The organism is Aliihoeflea aestuarii (genome assembly GCF_024105665.1).
GTDB classification, from domain to species: Bacteria; Pseudomonadota; Alphaproteobacteria; order Rhizobiales; family Rhizobiaceae; genus Aliihoeflea; species Aliihoeflea aestuarii.
In genome coordinates this window covers 167671-191715 of record NZ_JAAAMK010000002.1, presented here as the reverse complement: position 1 = coordinate 191715, position 24045 = coordinate 167671, and the positions used below count along the sequence as shown (strand labels likewise).

The following is a 24045-nucleotide window of genomic DNA, read 5'->3' as shown; positions in this document are numbered from 1 at the left end:
CAAAATAAGAACACATTGCAGAGAACAATAGGAGAACACATCATGTCCGCTCTCATCCATGATCTCGTTTCGTTGGTCTCGATCGGCGCTTTCATCATGACGCTGGCGCTGTGGCTGGTCGCCGTCTGACAATTTGCCGAATGCCCGGATCAGGTCACTTCCCCGAAGACTTCTCCGAACGCCGCTTCGAGGGCGAGATCGAAATCGGCCATCGTAACCGGTAGGCCCAGATCGACGAGGCTGGTGATGCCGTGTCCTCGAACCCCGCAAGGCACGATGCCCCCGAAATGGGACAGATCGGGATCGACATTAACCGCTATGCCGTGAAACGACACCCAGCGGCGCAGGCGAATGCCGATGGCCGCGATCTTGTCTTCGACCGGCGCGCCGTCGGGCAGGGGCGGGCGATCGGGCCTGACGACCCAGACGCCGACGCGATCGTCGCGCCGCTCACCCTTGACGTTGAAGCGGTCGAGCGCGCGTATGATCCACTCCTCCAGCGCCGCGACGAAAACGCGTACGTCCTCGCGGCGTCTCTTCAGATCGAGCATGACATAGGCCACGCGCTGACCCGGTCCGTGATAGGTATATTCGCCGCCGCGCCCTGCCTGGAAGACCGGGAACCGGTCCGCGGCCAGAAGATCGGTCGGATCGGCGCTCGTCCCCGCAGTATAAAGAGGCGGATGCTCTACCAGCCAGATGAGTTCACCGGCCGTTCCGGCGCGTATCGCCGTCGCGCGCTCTTCCATGAAGGCAAGTGCATCGGGGTAGTCGACCAGTCCGTCTTCGACCCGCCACTCGACCGGATCGGAGCCGGGGATCGGCAGAAACTGGGTGGGCAAGGTGTCGCGCGTCGTCATGATGGTCTGGATGTATGAGATCGTGTGGCCAGCGTCCACCGGTCTTACGCTGCGTCCACGCCGGATCGGCAAAATAATGTCGTTTAGCTGACGCGCGGCCTTGTGCGCTCCAGAGTGATTTGCTAATTGCGCCGGGCCGGCCAAAACCGGCTTTGTCATGGCGTGCGGTCGTGGCGGAATTGGTAGACGCGCAGCGTTGAGGTCGCTGTGGGGCAACCCGTGGAAGTTCGAGTCTTCTCGACCGCACCATGACGGCACTGGCCGGGACTGATGGCCATCTCACTCTTTACCTAAATTCCTGCATTTCCGCGTTCAGCATGCAAGGTGCTGCCGTGCGGCAAAATTGTGCGCATTAAGGCAGCAATCCTGAATTTTTATCTCACGTTCTCAGATCAATTGAGTGGCATTTTGAAACATGGATGCCAAATTCATCACGCTCAATCATGCTGACGAAATCAGCGTGAAGTTGGCGGAAAGATTTTGGACCTGTAGCGACCCAAGACGTTCTATCCCAATTCTTTTCGCCATGAACCCAGACGGCCGGATGTATTCGGCCGCAGGAAGGGAATGGATTTATCATGGCATTCAACAAGACGATTCGGAACGCAATTCTTTCGGCGGCTCTCGGCGTGTCGGCGATGGCTCTGACGCCGGCCTTGGCTCAGGAGACCATGGAAGCGCCGGTCGAGGCACCTGCCGGGGCGACTTATGATGAGGGCAAGCTTCAGTCCTTCGTCGTCGCTTTCCTGCAGGTCGACGAGATCAACCGGACATATGCGCCGCAGCTTCAGGAAGCCGAAAGCGAGGAGGCACAGGGCACCGTTCGCGAGGAAGCCAGCCAGGAGATGATGCAGGCTGTCGAATCGGTCGAAGGCATCACGGTCGAGGAATATGGCCAGATCATCCAGCAGGCGCAGACCGATCCGGCGCTCGCCGAGCAGATCAACGGTTATATCCAGCAAGCGGTAGGCGCGCCGGCAGCTCCGGCCGAGCCGGCTCCCGTAGAGTAACGCTCAGGAAGCCGCCATCAGCGCCTTGACGCCGTCGGCGACGAACTGAACGGCGAGCGCGGCGAGAATGACGCCGAGCAACCGTGTGAGGATCGATCGACCGGTTTCGCCCAGAAACCGGTCGATCCGGTCTGCGAGCACCAGGAATATCCATGTAACGAAAATGCAGGCCGCCAGGATCGCCATCAGAATCACGCGCTGCGGAGCCGACTGGAACGTGCCTGAAAGCAGGACCGTTGCTGAAATGGCGCCCGGACCCGCGATCAACGGCAGAGCCAGCGGAAATGCGGCCACGTTGCGGATATGATCGCGCGTGATCGCGGTGTCAGCGCTCTTTTCCTTTCGATCCTGCCGTCGTTCGAAGATCATTTCGAAGGCGATGTAGAAGAGCAGCAAGCCGCCCGCTACGCGGAACGCCGGCAACGTGATGCCGAATACGGCCAGTATGGTCGTTCCGGCCACGGCGAAGAGGGCGAGGATGGCGAAGGCGATCAGGCTCGCCCGCAGCCCGACCTGTGACCGCTCGCTGCGATTCATTCCGGCTGTGAGTGCCAGAAAGAGCGGCGCGAGACCCGGTGGATCGATCGTCACCAGAAGGGTGACGAAGGCATTGAAAATGTTGTCGATCACCGCGCGGATCACCTCGAATGGATCGGTTTGGCGTCAGTCTTAGCGTACTTTTGGATGACGGTCGCCGCTCCGTTGAGGAAAGGGAGCGGGGACGTTTTCCCCAACTTCGTTGCGCAAATTACCGCATGCGTCCTAATTAATTGATCTCAAAAGGACAATTCCAGCCGGCCGAAACCCTCGGCAATTGGTGTTTCCAAACCCGATCCTATATAGATTGTGCGTGATTCAATCAGCACGATCGTGAAACCAGTTGACTGACCTGACGACACCGCGCGGGCCAAAGGGCGGCCCGGACGACATCGAACCGATTTCCATCATCGAGGAAATGCAGCGTTCCTATCTCGACTACGCGATGAGCGTGATCGTCAGTCGCGCGCTTCCCGATGTCCGCGACGGTTTGAAGCCGGTGCATCGGCGCATTCTCTACGCCAGCCATGAGAGCGCCTATTACTGGAACCGCAAATATGTGAAATCGGCGCGCCCGGTTGCCGACGTGATGGGTAAGTATCACCCGCATGGCGACGCATCGATCTACGACGCATTGGTGCGTATGGCGCAGGATTGGTCGCTGCGCGTGCCGCTCATCGACGGGCAGGGCAATTTCGGCTCGATCGACGGCGACCCGCCGGCGGCGATGCGTTACACCGAATCGCGCCTGACCAAGGTCGCGCACGAGCTTCTGGAAGATATCGACAAGGATACCGTCGATTGGCAGGACACCTATGACGCGTCCGACCAGGAGCCGAAGGTTCTGCCGGCGCGCTTTCCGAACCTGCTCGTCAACGGGTCCGGCGGTATCGCGGTCGGCATGGCGACCAATATCCCGCCGCACAATCTTGTCGAAGTGATCAACGGCTGCATCGCACTGATCGACAATCCCGCGATTGAGCTTCACGAATTGATGGAGATCATCCCCGGTCCCGATTTTCCGACCGGAGGCATTATCCTCGGCAAGGCCGGCATCCGTAGCGCTTACGAGACCGGGCGCGGCTCGATCCTCATGCGTGGCAAGGTTCATGTCGAACCCATGCGTGGCGATCGCGAAGCCATCATCGTCACCGAAGTTCCCTTTCAGGTGAACAAGGCATCGATGATCGAGAAGATGGCCGAACTCGTCCGCGACAAGCGCATCGAGGGCGTCTCGGATATTCGCGACGAATCCGACCGGCAGGGCTATCGTGTGGTCATCGAGCTGAAGCGCGATGCTGTTGCGGATGTCATCTTGAACCAGCTTTACAGGTTCACGCCGTTGCAGACCTCGTTCGGGGCCAATGTGGTCGCTCTCAACGGTGGCAAGCCGGAACAGCTCAACCTGCTCGACATGCTGCGCGCCTTCGTCTTCTTCCGCGAGGACGTCATCAGCCGGCGTACGAAGTATCTTCTGCGGAAGGCCCGCGAGCGCGCCCATGTTCTCGTCGGTCTGGCGATCGCGGTCGCCAATATCGACGAAGTGATCGCGCTGATCCGCAAGGCGCCCGACCCTCAGACGGCGCGCGAGCAGTTGATGACGCGGCGCTGGCCAGCGCATGAAGTGGAATCGTTGATCCGTCTCATTGACGATCCGCGTCACCGGATCAACGAGGACGACGGCACCTACAATCTCTCCGAGGAGCAGGCGCGCGCGATTCTCGAACTGCGTCTGCAGCGCCTGACTGCACTCGGACGCGATGAAATTGCCGACGAACTGAATTCGATCGGCGACGAGATCAAGGATTTCCTCGATATCCTGTCGTCGCGCGCGCGCATCCAGCAGATCGTCAAGGACGAGCTGATCGCCGTGCGCGACGAGTTCGGAACGCCCCGGCGCACCGAGCTTGTCGAAGGCGGCGCGGACATGGACGACGAGGACCTGATCGCGCGCGAGGACATGGTCGTCACGGTCAGTCATTCCGGCTATATCAAGCGCGTCCCGCTCTCGATCTACCGGGCGCAGCGGCGCGGCGGCAAAGGCCGCTCCGGCATGTCGACCAAGGACGAGGATTTCGTAACGCGGCTGTTCGTGGCCAACACGCACACGCCGATCCTGTTCTTTTCCTCGCGCGGCATCGTCTACAAGGAAAAGGTTTGGCGTTTGCCGATCGGGACGCCGCAATCGCGCGGCAAGTTCCTGCGCAATATGTTGCCTTTGCAGGAAGGCGAGCGCATCACGACGATCATGCCGCTGCCGGAAGACGAGGAAAGCTGGGCCAATCTCGACGTCATGTTCGCAACGACGCGCGGCACGGTTCGCCGCAACAAGCTGTCGGACTTCACGCAGGTCAACCGCAACGGCAAGATCGCGATGAAGCTCGATGAGGATGGCGACGAGATTCTCGGCGTCTATACCTGCACCGAGCATGACGACATCCTTCTGACTGCGGGAACCGGCCAGTGCATCCGATTCCCCGTGACGGATGTTCGCGTTTTCCAAAGCCGCAATTCGACGGGGGTGCGCGGGATCAATCTGAGCGAGGGCGGCCGCGTCATTTCGATGGCGATCCTGCACCATGTCGATGCGACGCCGGCCGAACGGGCTGCCTATCTCAAGCAATCCGCGGCCGAACGTCGATCGGTGACGGGCGAGGACGAAGAGATCGCGCTGACCAACGAAGAGGTCGTCGGCGACGCCCAGATCGACGGTGAGCGCTATGAAGAACTGAAAGCGCGCGAAGAGTTCGTGCTGACCGTCAGCGAAAAAGGCTACGGCAAGCGCTCGTCCTCCTACGACTTCCGCGTCATCGGGCGCGGGGGCAAGGGTATTCGCGCCACGGATGTGTCGAAGATGGGGGAAATCGGCCCGCTGATCGCGGCCTTCCCCGTCGAGAGCGACGACCAGATCATGATGGTATCGAACGGCGGACAGGTCATCCGGGTGCCGGTAGGGGGCATTCGCATAGCCAGCCGGGCAACCAAGGGCGTTACGATCTTCAATACGACGAAAGGTGAGAACGTCGTTTCGGTTGAGCGGATTTCTGATCCGCAAGGTGATGACGAAGAACTTGAGAGCGAAGCGGAAGTCGTTGCGCAGAACGCGGCCGATGCCGCGTCGGGCGAAAGCGACCAGTAACCTCTAGAACGGGTGGCGCGCGATCTGCCGCTGCCTGTCCTGGATGCGTACGCGCTGAGCTTCCTGATGCAGGCTGAAAGCGGTCGCGATCAGCATTGCGAGGGTCATGGTGGCTGCGAGCATGATGATGATCATGATAAATCTCCTTGCCTGTCTTAACGAGGAATGAATCAAAAGGTTTCATTCACAGCTTGACATTCGCCGAACCGCGTTGAACCGGCCCTGACCCAACCGTTCATCCACCATTCACCACACGCCGTGCCATTTGCCTTCCGGCCATTGCCTGAGTAGAAACCTGCCATGACTGAACGCATCGCTTTTTACGCCGGATCGTTCGACCCTTTGACCAACGGGCATCTCGATGTCCTCAAGGGCGCATTGTCGGTCGCCGACCGCATCGTGGTCGGAATTGGCGTTCACCCGGCCAAAAAGCCGCTTTTCACTTTCGAGGAACGGGTCGAACTGATCGGGCGCGCCTGCGCCGACGAACTGGGCCCGCAAGCGCAGCGGCTTCAGGTCGTCGCGTTCGACGGTCTCGTCGTGACGGCTTCGCAGGAACATGGCGCGTCGATCATGATCCGCGGGCTGCGCGACGGCACGGACCTCGACTACGAAATGCAGATGGCCGGGATGAACGAGACGATCGCGCCGGACCTTCAAACCATCTTTATTCCCGCCAGCCCTTCGGTTCGCACGATTACCGCCACACTCGTTCGCCAGATAGCGTCGATGGGCGGCGATATTACCGCCTTCGTTCCGAAGGTCGTTGCGCCGGCGCTGCGCAAGAAATTCAACTAGTTCAAAGGGAGTTCGACATGTCGTTCGTTCGCTTCGCTTCATCTGCAATTGTCGCCGCATTGTTGGCATCCTCGGCGCTTGCGGCAGAGCCCGAGGACACGATGGTCATCGCCTTGAAGGACGGCGAGGTGACGATCGCGCTGCGGCCCGATCTGGCACCCCAGCATGTCGAGCAGATCAAGACGCTGGTGCGTCAGGGTGCCTATGACAACGTCTCGTTCCACCGCGTCATCGACGGCTTCATGGCGCAGACGGGCGACGTGCAGTTCGGCAACATGGAAAACGGCTACAACAGCCAGCGCGCGGGAACGGGCGGCTCGGACCTCGGCAACATTCCGGCCGAATTCAGCCAGGAGAATTTCGTGCGCGGCACCGTCGGCATGGCGCGAGCGCAGGACCCGAACTCGGCAAATTCGCAGTTCTTCATCATGTTCGCGCCGGCGCCCCCGCTTGACGGCGCCTATACGATCGTCGGAGAAGTCGAAAGCGGCATGGAGTTCGTCGATAACGTCAAGAAGGGCGACCCGGCCATGAATGGCTCGGTGACCGATCCCGACCGCATGATCAGCGTCCGCATCGCAGCCGACGACTGATCGATTCGAAGCAAAAAGGAAGGATTACATATGGCCGAGATCAAGGATCCGGAAAACGCGCTCGTCATGGAAACGACGAAGGGCACGGTGACGATCGAGCTCTACCCCGATCTGGCCCCCGGCCATGTCGCGCGGATCAAGGAACTGGCGCGTGAGGGCGCTTATGACGGCGTCGTTTTCCATCGCGTGATCGAAGGCTTCATGGCGCAGACCGGCGATGTGAAGTTCGGCCGCAAGGGCGGCAAGGACTTCAATCCGAGCCGCGCGGGCATGGGTGGTTCGGACAAGCCCGACCTGAAGGCGGAGTTTTCCAACGCCAATCACGGTCGTGGTGCCTGTTCCATGGCGCGTTCGCAAAACCCGAACTCGGCGAATTCCCAGTTCTTCATCTGTTTCGGCGATGCCGCGTTCCTCAACCGCCAGTACACGGTTTGGGGCCAGGTCATCGAAGGCATGGAATTCGTCGACGCGATCAAGCGCGGCGAGCCGGTTCAGGACCCTGATTCGATCGTCTCGATGAAGGTCGCGGCCGACGCATGATGCGTTGCCTGCTGATTGCAGCATCCGTTCTGATCAGTGCCGGGAGCGCCCACGCTTCCGGCACGATTTCTTGCGCGGGTGAGCCGGACATTTCGGTGGATCTGACGATTGGCAGCCTGCCGGTTCTGTCCGTAATCGCGGGCGGCATCTCCATAGGCGAGCGTTCCTTGTCGATAGGCGGCGCCGAAAATGCTGTCATCGTCGGACAGGCGTTCCGCGAGGACAACCGCATCAGCGTCGATTTCACCGATCCAAATGTCGAGCGTATCGTTGCCGAGTTGCGCCTGTTCGAGGCGCTTGAAGAGCGGGACCACGCGATGGCCGGCACGCTGCGTGTGATCGGGCAGGGCGCCTACGCTCTGACCTGCGTCGGTCCCTGATCAGCTATGCGTGTCGATCTTTTCGATTTCGATTTGCCGGATGAGCGCATAGCCCTGCGCCCGGCGGAGCCGCGCGATACCGCGCGCATGCTTGTTGTTGACGGCGACGTCGTCTCCGACCGTTCGGTGCGCGACCTGCCGACTTTCCTGCGCGCAAGCGACGTGCTGGTCTTCAACGATACGAAAGTTATCCCGGCGCAACTGATCGGCTTGCGCCGGCGCGGCGATGCGGTCAGCGAAATAGACCTCACCTTGCATATGCGCATTGCGCCCAACCAGTGGAAGGCGTTCGCGCGGCCTGCCAAGCGCCTGACAACAGGCGATCGCATCGAGTTCGGGCATTCGGAAGCGATGTGCCTTGCGGGCAGTCTGTCGGCCGACGTGATCGAAAAGGGAGAGGTAGGGGAAGTGACGCTTGCCTTCGACCTGTCCGGCCCCGTGCTGGACGAGGCGCTGCATGCGGTCGGCCACATTCCGCTGCCGCCTTATATCGCATCCAAGCGTGCGGAGGATGCACGCGACCGCGCCGACTACCAGACCATCTACGCGCGTGAGGAGGGGGCCGTCGCTGCTCCAACGGCCGGTCTCCATTTCACACCCGAACTCATGAGTGCCGTCGAGGCAGTTGGCGCGCAAACGGCGTTCGTGACGCTCCATGTGGGGGCGGGGACCTTCCTGCCCGTCAAGGCGGACGATACCAACGACCACAAGATGCATGCCGAGATCGGCACGATCGATGCGGCGATCGCTGAAAAGCTCAATGCAGCCAGGGCGGCCGGAGGGCGTATCGTCGCCGTCGGAACGACATCGCTCAGGCTTCTGGAAAGCGCGGCGCGACCCGACGGTGCAATCGAGCCGTGGTCCGGACCGACCGACATTTTCATCACGCCCGGCTATCGCTTCAAGGCCGTCGACGTCCTGATGACCAATTTCCACCTGCCGCGCTCCACGCTCTTCATGCTCGTTTCGGCATTTGCCGGGTATGAGCATATGCGCGCGGCCTACGACCATGCCATTTCCAGCTTCTATCGCTTCTATTCCTACGGCGATGCGAGCCTGCTCTTCAGGGCCGAATCCGAATGACCGAAAACTTCCAGTTCCATGTTCTGGCGAGCGACGGCATGGCGCGCCGTGGTGAGATCACCATGCCGCGTGGAACGGTGCGCACGCCGGCGTTCATGCCGGTTGGCACAGGCGGAACGGTCAAGGCGATGTATCTCGACCAAGTGCGCGACCTCGGCTCAGACATCATTCTCGGCAACACCTATCATCTGATGCTGCGCCCCGGCGCGGAACGGATGGCACGCCTTGGCGGCCTCCATGAATTCGCGCGCTGGCCGCATCCGATCCTGACGGATTCAGGCGGGTTTCAGGTCATGTCTCTGGCACAACTTCGCAAGATCACCGAAAAGGGCGTGACGTTCCGGTCGCATATCGACGGGACGGTCCATGAAATGTCGCCGGAACGATCGATCGAGATCCAAGGCTTGCTCGACAGCGATATCCAGATGCAGCTCGACGAATGCACGGCGTTGCCTGCGACGCATGAGGCAATCGAAAAGGCGATGGAGTTGTCGCTTCGCTGGGCCGAGCGCTGCAAGGTGGCATTCGGCGACCAGCCGGGCAAAGCCATGTTCGGCATCGTGCAGGGCGGCGACGTGCCGGCGCTGCGGGAACGGTCCGCGAACGCTCTCGCAGCGCTCGACCTCAAGGGTTATGCCGTTGGTGGCCTTGCCGTGGGCGAGCCGCAAAATGTCATGCTCGACATGCTCGAAGTGACGACGCCACTCCTGCCCGAAAACAAACCGCGCTACCTGATGGGCGTCGGCACGCCGGACGACATTTTGAAATCGGTGGCGCGCGGGATCGACATGTTCGACTGCGTCATGCCCACACGCGCCGGCCGCCACGGTCTTGCGTATACGCGCCGCGGCAAGGTGAACCTGAAAAATGCGCGTCATGCGGAGGACAATCGGCCGCTTGACGAGGAAAGCGACTGCCCTGCGGCACGAGACTACAGCCGCGCCTATCTGCACCATCTGGTAAAGTCTGGCGAAGCCTTGGGCGGTATGCTTTTGACGTGGAACAACCTGGCCTATTATCAAAGTCTGATGGCCGATATCCGCCGTTCGATCGAAGCCGGGCGCTTTGTGGCGCGTGCAGGCGAGATCGCCGAAAACTGGGCAAGCGGCGATCTGCCGGCACTCTAGCCGCGTAGAAGGTCATCGGCATACACGCGGGATTTGCTTCAATGACCAAATATGTTTCCGCCTACGGCATAGCGCTCGTTCTTTTCCTGATCATAGATGGTCTTTGGCTCGGGCTGATCGCGCGCAATTTTTATGTCTCGCGCATGGGCGATCTGATGGCCGACAATCCGCGATGGGGCATGGCGGCGCTCTTTTATGCCTTTTATCTCGTCGGTCTCGTCTATTTCGCCATATCGGCCGGCATGGCCAATGCGAGTTGGACGACGGCCGCTTTCAATGGCGCGCTTTACGGCTTCTTCTGCTACCTGACCTACAATTTCACCAATCTGTCCGTCGTACGCGGTTTCGATACGACGCTTGCCTTCGCCGACACGGCGTGGGGGACGGTGATGAGCGCGGCGGTTGCCGGGGGCACGGTAGCCGCGCTCCAGTGGTCCGGGCAGTTGAAGTGACCGGCATTGCGCTCGCCGGGAGTTGAGTTGCATCGGCTTCCCGGCCGGTGCTAGCCTCGCCGAGGGCAAGCAACAGGGGTGTGGCTATGGTCGGTCGGGGATTTTCAGGCGTAGTTGTGGCGCTGGTTTTGTCGCTGGCCCATGTCCAGATCGCCGCAGCGCAATTGTTCGAAACGCGCGCCAGCCAGGGCTTCATGATCGACGCCGATACGGGCACGGTCCTTTTCTCCAAGGACCCGGACACGCTTATTCCGCCGGCCTCGCTTGCAAAACTGATGACGATGGAAGTCGTCTTCAATGCGCTCAAGACGGGTCGGCTTTCGCTCCAGGATGAATTCTACGTCAGCGAAAACGCTTGGCGCACGGGCGGCGCGATGTCCGGCGGCTCGACCATGTTCGCCGAGGTGCGCTCCTCGATCACGCTCGAAAACCTGATTCAGGGCGTGATCGTTCAGTCCGCCAATGATGGCTGCATCATCATCGCCGAAGGCATGGCGGGGTCGGAAGACAACTTCGCCCAACTGATGACCGAGCGTGCCCGCGAGATCGGGTTGACACGCTCCGTTTTCAAGAATTCCACCGGCCTTCCTGCCGAGGGGCAGGTGGTGACGGTGCGCGAACTCGCCATACTCGCGCATCACATCTGGAAGGAATATCCGGAGTACTATCAGTACTATTCGCAGCCGGACTTCACCTGGAACAACATCACCCAGCGCAACCGCAACCCGCTCTTGCGGATGAACATCGGCGCGGACGGCATGAAGACCGGCTTCACGACGGAATCAGGCTATGGCATCGTCGGGTCCGTGGCGCGGGACGATCGGCGCCTCTTCGTCGCCCTGAGCGGCATGGAAAGCGATGCGCAGCGCGCCGAAGAAGCCCGCAAAATCATCGATTGGGGCATGCGGGCTTTCGACAAGTATCAGATTTTCGCCGCAGACGAGGTCGTCGGAGAGGCTAAGGTCTATGGCGGGGCGAAGTCCGGTGTCGCGCTGCGGTCCGATGGCCCGATCTCGCTTTTCGTCCCGCTGACGAACCGCGACAGGCTCGTTGCACGCATCGTCTATGACGGTCCGGTGATGGCACCGGTCGAGGAGGGCGCGCGCGTCGGCGTGTTGCGGGTCTGGATCGGCGACGCGATAAGCCAGGAAACGCCGCTCTACGCAGCCGAGTCGGTCGGGCAGGGTGCGCTTCATCAACGTGCGCTGGACGCGGTCGAAGAACTCGCCATCGGTTGGATGCGGTAAGTCCGATCTGGGGATTGCTCGCATCGGCGAAGCGTGCCGGGTCGCATTCGCTTCCAATCTCGCCTATCTGAGAGCCGTACGACATTGCGGCTGGCGAAAGGATGCGCATTGCCAAAGGGACATTTCATCACCTTTGAAGGCGGCGAGGGTGCCGGCAAGTCCACGCAGATCCGCCTTCTGGCGGATCGGCTGGAAGCCGAAGGCCATGACGTCGTCGTCTCGCGCGAGCCGGGGGGCTCGCCGGGCGGCGAGGCCGTGCGTCACGTTCTTCTTTCCGGAGCGGCCGAACCCTTCGGCCCGGCGATGGAAGCCATGCTGTTCGCGGCCGCTCGTTCGGACCACGTCGAGCAGGTCATCCGACCTGCGATCGAGAGCGGAAAGATCGTTCTGTGCGACCGGTTCCTCGATTCCTCGCGTGTCTATCAGGGCGTTTCGGGGCGTCTCGACAAGGCGTTCATGAGCGCGCTCGAAGGGGTTGCGATCAACGGCATGATGCCGGATCTGACGATCATTCTCGATCTCGACCCCGCCGAAGGAATGCGCCGTGCAGCGGCCAGGCGTGGTTCGCAGGACGCGGACCGCTATGAAAAGGAAAATCTCGCACTGCACGAGGAAAGACGCGAAGCCTATATCGACATCGCTCGGGCGGAGCCGGCGCGCTGCGTGATCGTCGATGCGGCGCGGGACCAGACCGACGTGGCCGATGCGGTCTGGACGTGCGTTACGAAAGTGATCGCTCCGTCGAACAGCCTGCTGCAGGTGGCCGATGAGCTTTGAGCGCGTCGCATCCGAGCGATACGATACGATACCGGACATTCCCGAACCGGTCGAACACGGTCATCTTTTCGGCCATAGCAATGAGGCGGAAGACCTCGCGCACGCGTATCGCGCCGGCAAGTTTCATCACGCACTCGTTCTTTCAGGGCCAAGGGGCATTGGGAAGGCGACTCTGGCTTTCCGGCTCGCCTATCACATCCTTGCCCATCCCGATCCGGCCTCCGCGTCGGAAAGGTTGACTGAAGTCGACACCGGATCGACGCTCTTTCGACTGATGGCACAAGGCGCTCACCCATCGCTGATACATCTTACACGGCCGGTTGCCGAGCGCGGCAGCGGGTTCAAATCTGCCGTCACCGTCGATGAGGTCAGGCGGGTCGGCCGATTCCTGTCGATGACTTCGCACGATGGCGGGTATCGCGTCGTCATCGTCGACGCGGCAGACGACATGAACCGAAATGCGGCCAACGCGCTTTTGAAAAGCCTTGAAGAACCCCCTCCGCGTACATTGTTCGTTCTGATCGTCCACTCGATCGGCCGCATGCTTCCCACGATCCGCTCGCGCTGCCAACTCGTGAAGCTGAAGCCGCTCGACCAGCACGACATCGTGCGGGCACTTCGGGCGATCTCGCCGGGAACGGACAGTTCGGATTCTCTGATCCAGCGTGCCGGCGGCAGCGTGAGAGATGCGCTTTTGATGACACATTTCGGCGGCCTGGACATCGCGGATGCGGTTGATGCGATGATGTCGGCATCGCGCTTCGATGTCGCCGCCGCCTACAGAATCGCCGATGCCGTCGGCGGGCGGGATGCTACCGTGCAGTTTCAGTTGTTCAACGAGCATGTTGCATCGATCGCCGAGGCGAGGGCACGTTCGTTCGGCGAAGCGGGTGAGGTTGAGACGGCGGCGCGCCTCGCCGCGGACTGGGCAAGCATCCGCCAGCAGATGCGCGACACCGATACCTACAACCTCGACAAGCGCCAGCATGTCGTATCGCTGCTCGGAAGCCTTTGCGGCGCGCGGTGAGCGGCGGCTGGCCAAAAGCGGGTCCGTGGTCTATGTGACCGCGACACACATGAAAGACCGAGCAACAGCATGGCCGCCGAGAAATTCTATATTACCACTGCGATTTCCTATCCCAACGGCAAGCCTCATATCGGCCATGCCTACGAGCTGATCGCCACCGATGCGCTGGCGCGGTTTCAGCGGCTGGACGGCAAGGATGTGCATTTCCTTACCGGAACCGACGAGCACGGCATCAAGATGCTGCAGACGGCCCGGAAAGAAGGAATTTCTCCGCGCGAGCTGGCTGATAGAAATTCTTTAGAATTCAAAAAGATGGCCTCGCTTCTCAATGCGTCGAACGATGACTTCATCCGCACCAGCGAGGAACGCCACAAGCTTGCGTCTCAGGCGATCTGGACCGCGATGGAGAAGAACGGCGACATCTACAAGGGCGGGTATGCAGGATGGTATTCCGTCCGCGACGAAGCCTATTACGGCGAAGACGAGACGGACGTTCGTGACGGAGTGCGCTACGGCCCCCAGGGAACACCGGTCGAATGGGTCGAAGAGGAAAGCTATTTCTTCCGGCTCTCGTCTTATCAGGATCGTTTGCTGGCGCTGTATGAGAAACAGCCGGAGTTTGTCGGGCCCGCCGAGCGTCGCAACGAGGTCGTTAGCTTCGTCAAATCCGGCTTGAAGGATCTGTCGATCTCACGGACGACTTTCGATTGGGGTATTCCGGTTCCCGGCGACGACAAACATGTCATGTATGTCTGGGTCGACGCTCTGACAAACTACCTCACAGCGGTCGGTTATCCCGATGAAAACGCATCTCTTTGGGTAAACTGGCCTGCCAATGTTCATGTCATCGGCAAGGATATCACCCGCTTCCACGCCGTTTATTGGCCAGCCTTTCTCATGTCCGCCGGGATCGCGCTTCCCAAGCGGGTTTTCAGCCACGGTTTCGTCTTCAACCGTGGGGAAAAAATGTCGAAATCGGTCGGCAACGTGATCGATCCGGCCGCGCTGGTCGAGCATTACGGGCTCGATCAGTTGCGCTATTTCCTGCTGCGCGAGGTGCCGTTCGGACAGGATGGAAATTACAGCCACGAGGCGATCGTCAATCGTACCAATGCCGATCTCGCCAATGATCTGGGAAATCTGGCGCAGCGGTCCTTGTCGATGATCGCCAAGAACTGCGCGGGCAGGGTGCCCTCAAAAGGCGAGCTCGCCGCAGTCGATGATGCGATCTTGACCCAATCCGTCGAAGCTCTCGAGGCCGCGCGCAAGGCGATGAACGGCCAGGCGCTACATATCGCGCTGGCCGGCATCTTCGCGGTCGTCGCCGAGGCGAACCGCTATTTCGCCGGGCAGGAGCCGTGGGCACTGCGCAAATCCGATCCGGCGCGCATGGAAACGGTTCTTTATACGACGGCGGAGGTGCTGCGCCGCGTTGGCCTCTTGTGTCTCGCCTTCATTCCCCAATCAGCCGATAAACTGCTCGACCTTCTCGGCATTTCCGAGAACGACCGTCAGTTCGGCAAACTGGCGGACGGATGGCTGCTGGAGGGCGCGGAACTGCCGGCTCCGCAAGGCATTTTCCCGCGCTATGTCGAGCAAGAGGCAATAGACGCGTGACGATGCTCGTCGACAGTCATTGCCATCTCGATTTTCCCGAGTTCGAGAGCGAGCGAGACACCATCATCGATCACGCGCGTGCCGCCGGCGTGACGCGGATGGTGACGATTTCGACCCGCGTGCGCCGTTTCGACCAGGTTCGTGCCATCGCCGAAGCATATGACGAGGTCTATTGTTCCGTCGGCACGCATCCGCACAATGCTGATGAGGAACTCGACGTCACTGTGGACGAACTCGTGGCACTCAGTGCCCATGCGAAGGTGGTCGCAATCGGGGAGGCGGGTCTCGACTATCATTATGACAAGTCGCCGCGCGCGGCCCAGGCGCAAGGGTTGCGTACGCACATCGCTGCGGCGAGGTTGACCGGGTTGCCGCTAGTCATTCATGCCCGCTCGGCTGACAAAGACATGGCGGAAATCCTTCGAAACGAATCCAGAAAAGGCCAATTTCCCTTTGTTTTGCATTGCTTTTCCTCAGGGTCCGAATTGGCGAGAATTGGCGTCGAACTGGGTGGTTACATCTCGTTTTCGGGCATTTTGACATTCAAGAACTCGGACGATATCCGCGAAATCGCGCGGCAGGTGCCACATGAAAGGCTGCTGGTGGAGACCGACGCTCCGTTTCTGGCGCCGGTTCCGTATCGCGGCAAGCGCAACGAACCGGCGTTCGTTGCCCATACGGCTGCGGTGCTGGCCGATACGATCGGCCTGAGCGATACCGATGTTCACCAGATGACGACAGACAATTTTTTCCGGCTCTTTTCCAAGATGCCACGCCCCGCATGACGGCGTACTATCGCCTCACGATCCTGGGATGCGGCTCGTCGCCGGGCGTGCCGCGCATCACGGGCGACTGGGGGAATTGCGACCCGGCCAATCCACGCAACCGACGCACGCGCACGGCAGCCATGGTCGAGCGTTTCGGTCCTCGCGGCGTCACGCGGGTAGCGATCGACACCGGCCCGGACTTTCGCCAGCAGATGCTCGCAGCGGGCGTCGATGCGCTCGACGCCGTGGTCTATACGCACGCGCATGCCGACCACATTCATGGTATCGACGATCTGCGTAGTTTCGTGCTCATCCAGCGCCGGCGCATGGATATATATGCGGATCGGACAACGCTTGAACGCTTGCAGGAATCATTCGCTTATTGTTTCGAGACTCCGGCCGGCAGTTCCTATCCGCCGATTTTGACTCCGCACACCATCGCTCATCGCGAGCCGTTCAGCATCGAAGGCGACGGCGGGCCGATCGAGTTCCGGCCATTGCCGCAATTCCATGGCGATACCGTTTCGCTTGGCTTTCGGATCGGACAGTTGGCATATTGCTCTGATGTCAGCGACTTTCCGGACACGACCATCGAGGACCTCGCAGATGTCGAAGTTCTCATCATCGACGCACTCCAGTACAAACATCACCCAAGTCATTTCTCGCTGGAGCAAGCCCTCGACTGGATCGCGCGCCTGAAGGTCGCGCGCGCGATCCTGACGCACATGCATATTCCGCTGGACTACGACAGGGTGAACGACGCAACGCCGGATCACGTCGAACCGGCTTACGACGGGTTGGCTATCGATTTCCGATGAGTATTAACGGAACATCCCGAGTTCCATAATCCATCTTATGCGATTATGATCTGCGGCCGTTCCAGCCCCATACGCACCCTGATCAGCTGAGTTCCCTTGATCCCGTCCGTGTATCGATGAACGCGCGATATTTGATTTCCTGTCCCTGGATGACCGTTGGAGGATGGTCGATGGCAAGATTTCGATAAAGGGCCACAACACCGGTTGGATCGGGATGCTCGATTGTGAATGACCGAAGGCGCGCGCCCATATCCGGAATGGCAGCGAAATGGCTCGTGTCGCTGTAATGATCGATGATCGAAGGTGCGATGCCATCGAGCGGCAACGAGCCGTCGTTCGGGACGCCAAAGGCAAAACTGGCTTTCTGTGCAGGCAACGGAACCTTTGAGCCGAAGATCATGCCATGGGCCGAAAGAGTGGCATCAATGTTTTCCGTGCTGGACGACCCATCCACGCAGGCGGTTGCCCTTGTCCCAGTCGGCGCGAACCTTATCCTGCTCGTCCAGTTCAAACCATCGCGGACGGCCGGGTACTGTCCCTGCCGGATCAAGCGCCACAATCTCCAGATAGACGCGATTTCCGATCTGGAGTCGATGATTGTGGGTGCCCATATAGTCGTGCCGCGTCCCGAAAGGCACATCGAGGTGGAGCTATCACGGTCAGATGATCGAGCCTCAACATGTTCGGTAATGCACCCGTGTCTATAAGGAGCTTCAAAACAAAAAAGGCGGGCAATTTTGCCCGCCTTCCAACGCTAGAACGGTATCTCGTCGTCGAGATCGCGTCCGTAACCACCGCCGCCGCCCGAGCTTCCTCGGCCGCCGCGATCATCTGACGGACCGGATTGTCCGAAGTCGCCGCCTCGGCCACCGCCGGAATAGCTGCCGCCACCGCCGCCATAGCCGACCTGGCCCTGATCGCCGCCCTGCCCGCGCGAATCCAGCATCTGGAGTTCGCCGCGGAACTTCTGCAGCACGATCTCAGTCGTATAGCGCTCGACGCCGTCCTTTTCCCATTTACGGGTTTGCAACGCGCCTTCGATATAGACCTTCATTCCCTTCTTCAGATATTGCTCGGCGACCTTGGCGAGATTATCGTTGAAGATGACGATCTGATGCCATTCGGTCTTCTCGCGACGCTCGCCGGAGTTTTTGTCGCGCCAGCTCTCGGACGTCGCAATGCGCAGATTGACGACCGGGTCACCGGAATTCAAACGGCGGATTTCCGGGTCGGCTCCCAGATTACCGACCAGAATGACCTTGTTTACGCTGCCTGCCATATCGCTCTCCAAAACGCGCAATCTGAATGTCGGCCGGCACCATAGTCCATACCGGCGCTCGTCGCGCCGTGGAAGTGCTCTCGGTCCACAACAATCAAGTTCGCTTTTTGTTCTGGATCATTTTCCGTCAATCATCAAGAGTTTTTGGGCGTTACCATCGACAGGCAAAGCAAAGGCCCTTGACCGTAAAGGTTCAAGGGCCGCTGAATCGCTACCTGGCGATTTCATTTCCATTGAGTTTTCGAAAGCGGCTTGATGCCGTTCGACGGTGTATCTGATTTGGGTCGATCGCCGGGGTCTTTCCGGCGCGATTGCATCGCTGCAATCAGGAGAACCTGTCCGGTGGAGTCATGCCTCACCTCACGCTTGTCTCACGGACGTCATCGAAAAGGATCGTTGACGAAAGGATGGTGCGCTCACGCTTCCGCTGCGTCAAGTCATATTTGAATGTCAGTAGCTTGTTCATCCTTCGTTCTTTTCACTTGAAAGCGGAGCGGAAAAGTTTGAAATGCGCTAAGTGAAACTGCGCCCTCGACTGGTGCGCGCAAATACCTACATGTGCGGCTTGGCCGGACGGCTCATTCCCGGCATCGCAATCAGGAAGGCAGCGTTCGGCTCATGGCTGACCACAAGTTTATTTCCGTGCGCGGCGCGCGCGAACACAATCTCAAGAATGTCGACCTGGACCTGCCGCGAGACAGCCTGATCGTAATGACCGGCCTGTCGGGATCGGGCAAGTCGTCCCTGGCGTTCGACACGATCTACGCTGAGGGGCAGCGCCGCTACGTCGAGAGCTTGTCGGCCTACGCGCGTCAGTTCCTTGAAATGATGCAGAAGCCGGATGTCGATCAGATCGACGGGCTATCGCCAGCCATTTCCATCGAGCAGAAGACGACCTCGAAGAACCCGCGTTCGACGGTCGGCACCGTCACCGAGATATACGATTACATGCGGCTGCTCTTCGCCCGCGTCGGAATCCCCTATTCTCCTGCAACCGGCCTTCCGATCGAGAGCCAGACGGTCAGCCAGATGGTCGATCGGGTTCTCGACATCGAGGAAGGCGCGCGTCTTTATATCCTTGCACCGATCGTACGCGGCCGGAAGGGCGAGTATCGCAAGGAACTCGCCGAACTGATGAAGAAGGGCTTCCAGCGCGTCAAGGTCGACGGCGAGTTCTACGAGATCGCCGACGTCCCTGCCCTCGACAAGAAGTACAAGCATGACATCGACGTGGTGGTTGACCGTATCGTCGTGCGGGCGGATCTGGGAACGCGGCTGGCCGATTCCATGGAGACGGCACTGCGGCTTGCCGAGGGTCTCGTCATCGCCGAGTTCGCGGACAAGCCGCTCGGCGCGGAAATGACCGGCGCCGATGCCGTGAACAAGTCGAAGAACGAAACGCACGAGCGCCTCCTGTTCTCCGAAAAATTCGCCTGCCCGGTTTCCGGGTTCACGATTCCTGAGATCGAACCACGGCTGTTTTCCTTCAACAATCCGTTTGGCGCCTGCCCGACCTGCGACGGGCTTGGCCATCAGCAGGCGATCGACCCATCGCTGATCGTGCCGGAAGACCATGTATCCTTGCGTGAAGGCGCGGTCGCGCCTTGGGCGAAGTCGTCGTCGCCCTATTATCTCCAGACGCTCGAAGGTCTGGGCAAGGCTTACGGGTTCAAGATCGGCGATCGCTGGCGCGATCTGCCGGACGAGGCGAAAGACGCGATCCTGCACGGGACGGGCACTCGAAAGATCGACTTTTCCTATGATGACGGGATGCGCAGCTACAAGACTTCGAAGACCTTCGAAGGTGTGATCCCGAATTTGCAGCGACGCTGGAAGGAAACTGAATCAGCCTGGATGCGCGAGGAAATCGAGCGCTTCATGTCGGCCACCCCCTGCCCGGCCTGCAACGGCTATCGCCTCAAGCCAGAGGCGTTGGCGGTCAAGATCGGCGGGCTGCATATTGGCGAAGTGACGGCGATGTCGATCCGCAAGGCGGTCGGCTGGTTCGAGGAACTGCCCTCCGCGCTCAACCAGAAGCACAACGAGATCGCCTTTCGCATTTTGAAGGAAATCCGCGAGCGGCTGCGTTTTCTCAACGATGTCGGCCTCGACTATCTCACCATGTCGCGCAATTCTGGCACGTTGTCGGGCGGGGAGAGCCAGCGAATCCGGCTCGCCTCGCAGATCGGGTCGGGCCTGACGGGCGTGCTTTACGTGCTGGACGAGCCGTCGATCGGCCTTCACCAGCGCGACAATGCACGCCTGCTCGACACGCTGAAGCATCTGCGCGATCTGGGCAACACCGTCATCGTCGTGGAACATGACGAGGATGCGATCCTGCAGGCCGATCATGTCGTCGATATCGGTCCGGCCGCCGGCATTCACGGCGGACGTGTGATCGCCGAAGGCAAGCCGACCGAGATCATGGCCAATCCGAATTCGCTGACCGGACAATATCTGTCCGGCGGAATGGGGATCGTGCTGCCGCTCCAACGGCGCAAGGCGAAGAAGGGAAAGCGCATCAAGGTCGTCGGTGCGCGTGGCAACAATCTGAGGAACGTCACTGGAGAAATCCCGCTCGGCACCTTCACCGCGGTAACCGGCGTGTCGGGCGGCGGCAAGTCCACCTTCCTGATCGAAACGTTGTTCAAGGCGGCCTCGCGCCGGATCATGGGATCGCGCGAGCATCCGGCCGACCACGACCGGATCGAGGGGCTGGAATTCCTCGACAAGGTCATAGACATCGATCAGAGCCCGATCGGGCGCACGCCGCGCTCCAATCCGGCGACCTATACAGGCGCGTTCACGCCGATCCGTGACTGGTTCGCGGGATTGCCGGAAGCGAAGGCGCGCGGCTATCAACCGGGCCGTTTCTCCTTCAACGTGAAGGGCGGGCGCTGCGAAGCCTGCCAGGGCGACGGCGTCATCAAGATCGAGATGCACTTCCTGCCGGACGTTTACGTGACCTGCGATGTCTGCCACGGCAAGCGATACAATCGCGAGACGCTCGACGTGACGTTCAAGACGAAGTCGATTGCGGATGTGCTCGATATGACGGTCGAGGAAGGCGTCGAGTTTTTCGCGGCAGTGCCAGCCGTACGCGACAAACTCGCGACGCTCAAGAAAGTCGGGCTCGGCTACATCAAGATCGGCCAGCAGGCGACGACGCTTTCCGGTGGCGAGGCGCAGCGCATCAAGCTGGCCAAGGAACTGTCGCGCAAGGCCACGGGCAAGACGCTCTACATTCTCGACGAGCCGACGACCGGTCTGCATTTCCACGATGTCGCCAAGCTTCTGGAAGTGCTCCACGAACTCGTCGACCAGGGCAATACGGTCGTGGTCATCGAGCATAATCTCGAAGTCATCAAGACGGCGGACTGGGTGCTCGATCTCGGTCCCGAAGGCGGCGACGGCGGCGGTCAGCTCGTGGCATCCGGCACGCCGGAGGATATCGTCGCAGAACCGAAGAGCTATACCGGCCACTTCCTCAAGGAGCTTCTGGAGCGCCGTCCAGGTCAAAAGCGCGAGGCCGCCGAATGAGCAAATCAGGCACGATCCGCGCGGGCATGGGCGGCTGGACCTTCGAGCCTTGGGATAAATCCTTCTATCCCGACAAGCTCGCCAAGGCGAAGCAGCTTCATTATGCGTCCCGGCAGGTGAAGACTATCGAGGTCAACGGTACATACTATTCGACGTTCAAGCCCGCGACCTTCGCGAAATGGGCGGCCGATACGCCGGAAGATTTTGTTTTCTCGCTCAAGGCGATCCGTTTTTCGACCAACAGGCGTGTACTCGCGGAGGCGGGCGAGTCCGTGCAGCGTTTTCTTGATTCCGGCGTTGCAGAACTCGGAGCCAAGCTCGGGCCGATTCTGTGGCAGTTCGCGCCGACGAAGAAGTTCGATCCGGACGATTTCGAAGGTTTTCTGAAAATATTGCCGGCGAAACAGGATGGGGTGTCGCTTCGTCATGCGCTCGAAGTGCGCCACGATAGTTTTGCGGTTCCCGAATTCGCCGCGCTGGCGCGCAAATATGGTGCCGCCATCGTCTACGCGCATCACGCAAAATATCCCAAGATCGCAGATTTGACTGCGGATTTCGTCTATGCGCGCCTGCAAAGCGGAAGCGACGACAACCCCGACTGCTATCCCTCCAAAGAACTCGATGGATGGGCGAAGCACGTGACGCTATGGGCCGATGGCGGCCAGCCCGAGGGTCTTCCCTATGTCGACCCGGATCATCCGGCCGAAAAGAAGCCGCGTGACGCGTTCGTCTATTTCATCACCGAAGGGAAGGAGCGCGCTCCTTATGGAGCGATCGCCTTGCAGGAACGCGTTTCTTCATAGCAGATCGCGCAGGATCGCCGGCAGCAATTCGGGAAGGTCTTCGGCGATCAGGCCGGGACCGAACTTGCCGCCCGCTTCGGCGTGAAGCCAGACGGCGGCGCAGGCTGCTTCGAACGCCGGCATCCCCTGCCCGGCCAAGGCCGCGACGATGCCTGCGAGAACATCGCCGGACCCGGCCGTCGCCAGCCAGGGCGTGCCGTTGCCATTGATCGCCGCGCGTCCGTCGGGCGCAGCGATGATCGTGTCGGGGCCTTTGTAGATGACGATGCCGCCGGCGCGTGCCGCTGCCTTTCGCGCGCGTTCCAGTTTCGAGCGCTCGTGCTCCATATCGGGGAACAGGCGGCGAAACTCTCCCTCGTGCGGGGTCAGAATAGTTGCCGATCGCGACTTGCCGATCATTCCGAACAATACATCCGGCGTGTCCTTGAACGACGTGATCGCGTCGGCGTCGAGAATGACCGACATTGTCTTTTCATGGCCGAGCAGCGTCGCGACGAACGTGCGCGTGCGATCGCCGGTACCGAAACCCGGGCCGATCACGCAGGCGGTTGGCTGCCGACCCCGCAGGAAAGTCGTGAGATCGGCGTCGCTTTCCGTTACGACCAGCATGATCGAGGTCAGATGAGCGGCGTTGACGTCCAGCGCATCCGGCGGTGAGCCGAGTGTCACCGCCCCTGCCCCGCTCCTGGCGGCACTCATCGCGGACAATCGCGCGGCACCCGTTTGATAGCGCGGTCCCGACAGGACCAGAATATGCCCGCGTCGATATTTGTGTGCGTCCGATGCTGGTCGCGGAAGACGATGCCTCCAAAGGCTGGGGGTATTGCACCATGTCCGGCATCCTGCAGCCGCGACATGACGATCCGCGATGCCGATATCGGCGAGCGTGACACGGCCGCACAATGCGCGCCCCGGATAAAGGAGGTGGCCCGGCTTCATACGGGCAAAGGTTACGGTTTCGGTGGCGTCGAATGCCCCGCCGAGATCCGCGCCGCTGTCACCCGCCACGCCGGAGGGCAAATCGACTGCAAGAACCTTCACATCTGCTTTCGCAACGCGCGTCGCTGCCTCTGCTGCACTCAATGGCAGATTTCGCGACAATCCCGCGCCGAACACCGCATCGATGACCAGGGCCTCCACAGTCGGTCGGAAGTCTTCAAGCGGCAATGGTTTGAGGCGACATTCGTCAAATGCCCGGCGCGCATCGCTCATCGGAGCGGGTTTGCCGAGCGCCCATACACGCACGACCCAGCCGGACTCAGCCAGAAGCCGCGCCACGACGTAGCCATCGCCGCCATTATTGCCTGGCCCGCACAGAATATCGGCTCCATTCGAGTCGGGGAAGGAAGCGAGCGCGGCGCGCAGCACCGCCTCCCCGGCCCGTTGCATCAGGCCATAGGTTCCAGCCGGATCATCGCTTGCCGCCGCGCGGTCGACGGCGGCCATTTCAGCGGACGTCAGCAGTTCGTCGAGGCTATCTTTGATGCCTAAATATTGTGCATTTCGCTCAATCATTGTGCTGCGAACTTCCCTGCAATTTCATCCTGCCGCCTGGCTGTTTTCTGTCCCAAACGTTGCCTTCCTGTGGCCACGGCGGTCACGCGGCGTTCGCGGCAAAAAAGCAAAATCGAACCTCAAAATCTCAAAAACT

At 60.5% G+C, this 24045-nt stretch carries 24 protein-coding genes and 1 tRNA gene; 18 read left to right on the top strand and 7 right to left on the bottom strand.

Annotated elements, in window-relative coordinates; translation table 11 throughout:
• Positions 1–149 precede the first annotated feature (149 nt).
• Positions 150–860, bottom strand: coding sequence for a lipoyl(octanoyl) transferase LipB (gene lipB / locus GTW25_RS05185; RefSeq protein ID WP_252911408.1), 711 nt, complete (start codon positions 858–860; stop codon positions 150–152).
• Positions 861–1024: 164 nt separating this feature from the next.
• Between lipB and GTW25_RS05180 the strand changes: the two genes are divergently transcribed.
• Together GTW25_RS05180 and GTW25_RS05175 are read left to right on the top strand one after the other, a co-directional pair.
• Positions 1025–1109, top strand: a tRNA-Leu gene (locus tag GTW25_RS05180).
• 329 nt (positions 1110–1438) lie between these two features.
• The gene (locus GTW25_RS05175; RefSeq protein WP_252910901.1) at positions 1439–1870 is read left to right on the top strand and encodes a DUF4168 domain-containing protein; all 432 of its coding nucleotides are present in this window, start codon (positions 1439–1441) and stop codon (positions 1868–1870) included.
• A gap of 3 nt (positions 1871–1873) precedes the next feature.
• Here GTW25_RS05175 and GTW25_RS05170 read toward each other — a convergent pair whose 3' ends face one another.
• Positions 1874–2500 carry a MarC family protein gene (locus tag GTW25_RS05170; RefSeq protein ID WP_252910900.1) on the bottom strand — a complete coding sequence of 209 codons (627 nt, stop codon included), beginning with the start codon at positions 2498–2500 and terminating at the stop codon, positions 1874–1876.
• Positions 2501–2750: 250 nt separating this feature from the next.
• Between GTW25_RS05170 and gyrA the strand changes: the two genes are divergently transcribed.
• Positions 2751–5546 carry a DNA gyrase subunit A gene (gyrA, locus tag GTW25_RS05165; RefSeq protein ID WP_252910899.1) on the top strand — a complete coding sequence of 932 codons (2796 nt, stop codon included), beginning with the start codon at positions 2751–2753 and terminating at the stop codon, positions 5544–5546.
• A gap of 3 nt (positions 5547–5549) precedes the next feature.
• Here the strand turns inward: gyrA and GTW25_RS20435 are convergent, their stop codons facing one another.
• On the bottom strand, positions 5550–5681 hold the full coding sequence (locus tag GTW25_RS20435) for a hypothetical protein (RefSeq protein WP_290127906.1): 132 nt from the start codon (positions 5679–5681) through the stop codon (positions 5550–5552).
• Between the two features lie 165 nt (positions 5682–5846).
• Here GTW25_RS20435 and coaD point away from each other — a divergent pair, with 165 nt between their 5' ends.
• From coaD to GTW25_RS05100, 13 genes are all read left to right on the top strand, one after another.
• Positions 5847–6344, top strand: coding sequence for a pantetheine-phosphate adenylyltransferase (gene coaD, locus GTW25_RS05160; RefSeq protein WP_252910898.1), 498 nt, complete (start codon positions 5847–5849; stop codon positions 6342–6344).
• A gap of 17 nt (positions 6345–6361) precedes the next feature.
• Positions 6362–6937 (top strand): peptidylprolyl isomerase, encoded by a 576-nt coding sequence (locus GTW25_RS05155; RefSeq protein WP_252910897.1) that lies wholly within the window; start codon positions 6362–6364, stop codon positions 6935–6937.
• A gap of 30 nt (positions 6938–6967) precedes the next feature.
• Positions 6968–7477, top strand: coding sequence for a peptidylprolyl isomerase (locus tag GTW25_RS05150; protein ID WP_252910896.1), 510 nt, complete (start codon positions 6968–6970; stop codon positions 7475–7477).
• Positions 7478–7572: 95 nt separating this feature from the next.
• Positions 7573–7857, top strand: a complete 285-nt coding sequence (locus GTW25_RS05145) for a hypothetical protein (protein WP_252910895.1) — start codon at positions 7573–7575, stop codon at positions 7855–7857.
• A 6-nt stretch (positions 7858–7863) separates the two neighbouring features.
• Positions 7864–8940, top strand: a complete 1077-nt coding sequence (gene queA / locus GTW25_RS05140) for a tRNA preQ1(34) S-adenosylmethionine ribosyltransferase-isomerase QueA (protein ID WP_252910894.1) — start codon at positions 7864–7866, stop codon at positions 8938–8940.
• Complete coding sequence (tgt, locus tag GTW25_RS05135) at positions 8937–10067, top strand: tRNA guanosine(34) transglycosylase Tgt (protein ID WP_252910893.1); 1131 nt, start codon at positions 8937–8939, stop codon at positions 10065–10067. The genes queA and tgt overlap by 4 nt, the downstream gene beginning before the upstream one ends.
• 41 nt (positions 10068–10108) lie before the next feature.
• The gene (locus tag GTW25_RS05130; RefSeq protein WP_252910892.1) at positions 10109–10519 is read left to right on the top strand and encodes a DUF2177 family protein; all 411 of its coding nucleotides are present in this window, start codon (positions 10109–10111) and stop codon (positions 10517–10519) included.
• 86 nt (positions 10520–10605) lie between these two features.
• Positions 10606–11766, top strand: a complete 1161-nt coding sequence (locus GTW25_RS05125) for a D-alanyl-D-alanine carboxypeptidase family protein (RefSeq protein ID WP_252910891.1) — start codon at positions 10606–10608, stop codon at positions 11764–11766.
• A 108-nt stretch (positions 11767–11874) separates the two neighbouring features.
• Positions 11875–12543 carry a dTMP kinase gene (gene tmk, locus GTW25_RS05120; RefSeq protein ID WP_252910890.1) on the top strand — a complete coding sequence of 223 codons (669 nt, stop codon included), beginning with the start codon at positions 11875–11877 and terminating at the stop codon, positions 12541–12543.
• A complete protein-coding gene (locus tag GTW25_RS05115) occupies positions 12533–13570 on the top strand; it encodes a DNA polymerase III subunit delta' (protein ID WP_252910889.1) in 1038 nt (345 codons plus the stop codon). Before tmk ends, GTW25_RS05115 begins: the two co-directional genes overlap by 11 nt.
• A gap of 69 nt (positions 13571–13639) precedes the next feature.
• Positions 13640–15187, top strand: a complete 1548-nt coding sequence (gene metG / locus GTW25_RS05110; protein ID WP_252910888.1) for a methionine--tRNA ligase — start codon at positions 13640–13642, stop codon at positions 15185–15187.
• Between the two features lie 2 nt (positions 15188–15189).
• Positions 15190–15972, top strand: a complete 783-nt coding sequence (locus GTW25_RS05105) for a TatD family hydrolase (protein ID WP_252911406.1) — start codon at positions 15190–15192, stop codon at positions 15970–15972.
• A complete protein-coding gene (locus GTW25_RS05100; RefSeq protein ID WP_252910887.1) occupies positions 15969–16772 on the top strand; it encodes an MBL fold metallo-hydrolase in 804 nt (267 codons plus the stop codon). Before GTW25_RS05105 ends, GTW25_RS05100 begins: the two co-directional genes overlap by 4 nt.
• Before the next feature lie 82 nt (positions 16773–16854).
• On the opposite strand, the gene GTW25_RS20765 is transcribed toward GTW25_RS05100, so the two are convergent.
• The 3 genes from GTW25_RS20765 to ssb form a co-directional block, all read right to left on the bottom strand.
• A complete protein-coding gene (locus GTW25_RS20765) occupies positions 16855–17172 on the bottom strand; it encodes a VOC family protein (RefSeq protein WP_252910886.1) in 318 nt (105 codons plus the stop codon).
• Positions 17173–17194: 22 nt separating this feature from the next.
• Positions 17195–17383, bottom strand: coding sequence for a VOC family protein (locus tag GTW25_RS20760; RefSeq protein WP_252910885.1), 189 nt, complete (start codon positions 17381–17383; stop codon positions 17195–17197).
• 143 nt (positions 17384–17526) lie between these two features.
• Complete coding sequence (gene ssb, locus GTW25_RS05085; RefSeq protein ID WP_252910884.1) at positions 17527–18051, bottom strand: single-stranded DNA-binding protein; 525 nt, start codon at positions 18049–18051, stop codon at positions 17527–17529.
• Positions 18052–18669: 618 nt separating this feature from the next.
• Between ssb and uvrA the strand changes: the two genes are divergently transcribed.
• Together uvrA and GTW25_RS05075 are read left to right on the top strand one after the other, a co-directional pair.
• The gene (uvrA, locus tag GTW25_RS05080; RefSeq protein WP_252910883.1) at positions 18670–21591 is read left to right on the top strand and encodes an excinuclease ABC subunit UvrA; all 2922 of its coding nucleotides are present in this window, start codon (positions 18670–18672) and stop codon (positions 21589–21591) included.
• A complete protein-coding gene (locus GTW25_RS05075) occupies positions 21588–22394 on the top strand; it encodes a DUF72 domain-containing protein (RefSeq protein WP_252910882.1) in 807 nt (268 codons plus the stop codon). Before uvrA ends, GTW25_RS05075 begins: the two co-directional genes overlap by 4 nt.
• Here the strand turns inward: GTW25_RS05075 and GTW25_RS05070 are convergent.
• Positions 22389–23783 (bottom strand): NAD(P)H-hydrate dehydratase, encoded by a 1395-nt coding sequence (locus GTW25_RS05070; RefSeq protein WP_308206238.1) that lies wholly within the window; start codon positions 23781–23783, stop codon positions 22389–22391. The two genes, GTW25_RS05075 and GTW25_RS05070, sit on opposite strands and share 6 nt — an antisense overlap.
• Positions 23784–24045 lie beyond the last annotated feature (262 nt).

What these genes read in the sequence shown, in the direction of transcription:
- GTW25_RS20760 (WP_252910885.1), bottom strand. Translation starts at nt 17,383, where the DNA reads ATGGGCACCCACAATCATCGACTCCAGATCGGAAATCGCGTCTATCTG.
- ssb (WP_252910884.1), bottom strand. Translation starts at nt 18,051, where the DNA reads ATGGCAGGCAGCGTAAACAAGGTCATTCTGGTCGGTAATCTGGGAGCC.
- GTW25_RS05075 (WP_252910882.1), top strand. Translation starts at nt 21,588, where the DNA reads ATGAGCAAATCAGGCACGATCCGCGCGGGCATGGGCGGCTGGACCTTC.
- GTW25_RS20765 (WP_252910886.1), bottom strand. Translation starts at nt 17,172, where the DNA reads ATGATCTTCGGCTCAAAGGTTCCGTTGCCTGCACAGAAAGCCAGTTTT.
- GTW25_RS05100 (WP_252910887.1), top strand. Translation starts at nt 15,969, where the DNA reads ATGACGGCGTACTATCGCCTCACGATCCTGGGATGCGGCTCGTCGCCG.
- GTW25_RS05175 (WP_252910901.1), top strand. Translation starts at nt 1,439, where the DNA reads ATGGCATTCAACAAGACGATTCGGAACGCAATTCTTTCGGCGGCTCTC.
- coaD (WP_252910898.1), top strand. Translation starts at nt 5,847, where the DNA reads ATGACTGAACGCATCGCTTTTTACGCCGGATCGTTCGACCCTTTGACC.
- GTW25_RS05115 (WP_252910889.1), top strand. Translation starts at nt 12,533, where the DNA reads ATGAGCTTTGAGCGCGTCGCATCCGAGCGATACGATACGATACCGGAC.
- GTW25_RS05070 (WP_308206238.1), bottom strand. Translation starts at nt 23,783, where the DNA reads ATGCAACGGGCCGGGGAGGCGGTGCTGCGCGCCGCGCTCGCTTCCTTC.
- GTW25_RS05150 (WP_252910896.1), top strand. Translation starts at nt 6,968, where the DNA reads ATGGCCGAGATCAAGGATCCGGAAAACGCGCTCGTCATGGAAACGACG.
- queA (WP_252910894.1), top strand. Translation starts at nt 7,864, where the DNA reads ATGCGTGTCGATCTTTTCGATTTCGATTTGCCGGATGAGCGCATAGCC.
- lipB (WP_252911408.1), bottom strand. Translation starts at nt 860, where the DNA reads ATGACGACGCGCGACACCTTGCCCACCCAGTTTCTGCCGATCCCCGGC.
- metG (WP_252910888.1), top strand. Translation starts at nt 13,640, where the DNA reads ATGGCCGCCGAGAAATTCTATATTACCACTGCGATTTCCTATCCCAAC.
- GTW25_RS20435 (WP_290127906.1), bottom strand. Translation starts at nt 5,681, where the DNA reads ATGATCATCATCATGCTCGCAGCCACCATGACCCTCGCAATGCTGATC.
- tgt (WP_252910893.1), top strand. Translation starts at nt 8,937, where the DNA reads ATGACCGAAAACTTCCAGTTCCATGTTCTGGCGAGCGACGGCATGGCG.
- GTW25_RS05130 (WP_252910892.1), top strand. Translation starts at nt 10,109, where the DNA reads ATGACCAAATATGTTTCCGCCTACGGCATAGCGCTCGTTCTTTTCCTG.
- uvrA (WP_252910883.1), top strand. Translation starts at nt 18,670, where the DNA reads ATGGCTGACCACAAGTTTATTTCCGTGCGCGGCGCGCGCGAACACAAT.
- GTW25_RS05125 (WP_252910891.1), top strand. Translation starts at nt 10,606, where the DNA reads ATGGTCGGTCGGGGATTTTCAGGCGTAGTTGTGGCGCTGGTTTTGTCG.
- GTW25_RS05155 (WP_252910897.1), top strand. Translation starts at nt 6,362, where the DNA reads ATGTCGTTCGTTCGCTTCGCTTCATCTGCAATTGTCGCCGCATTGTTG.
- GTW25_RS05105 (WP_252911406.1), top strand. Translation starts at nt 15,190, where the DNA reads ATGCTCGTCGACAGTCATTGCCATCTCGATTTTCCCGAGTTCGAGAGC.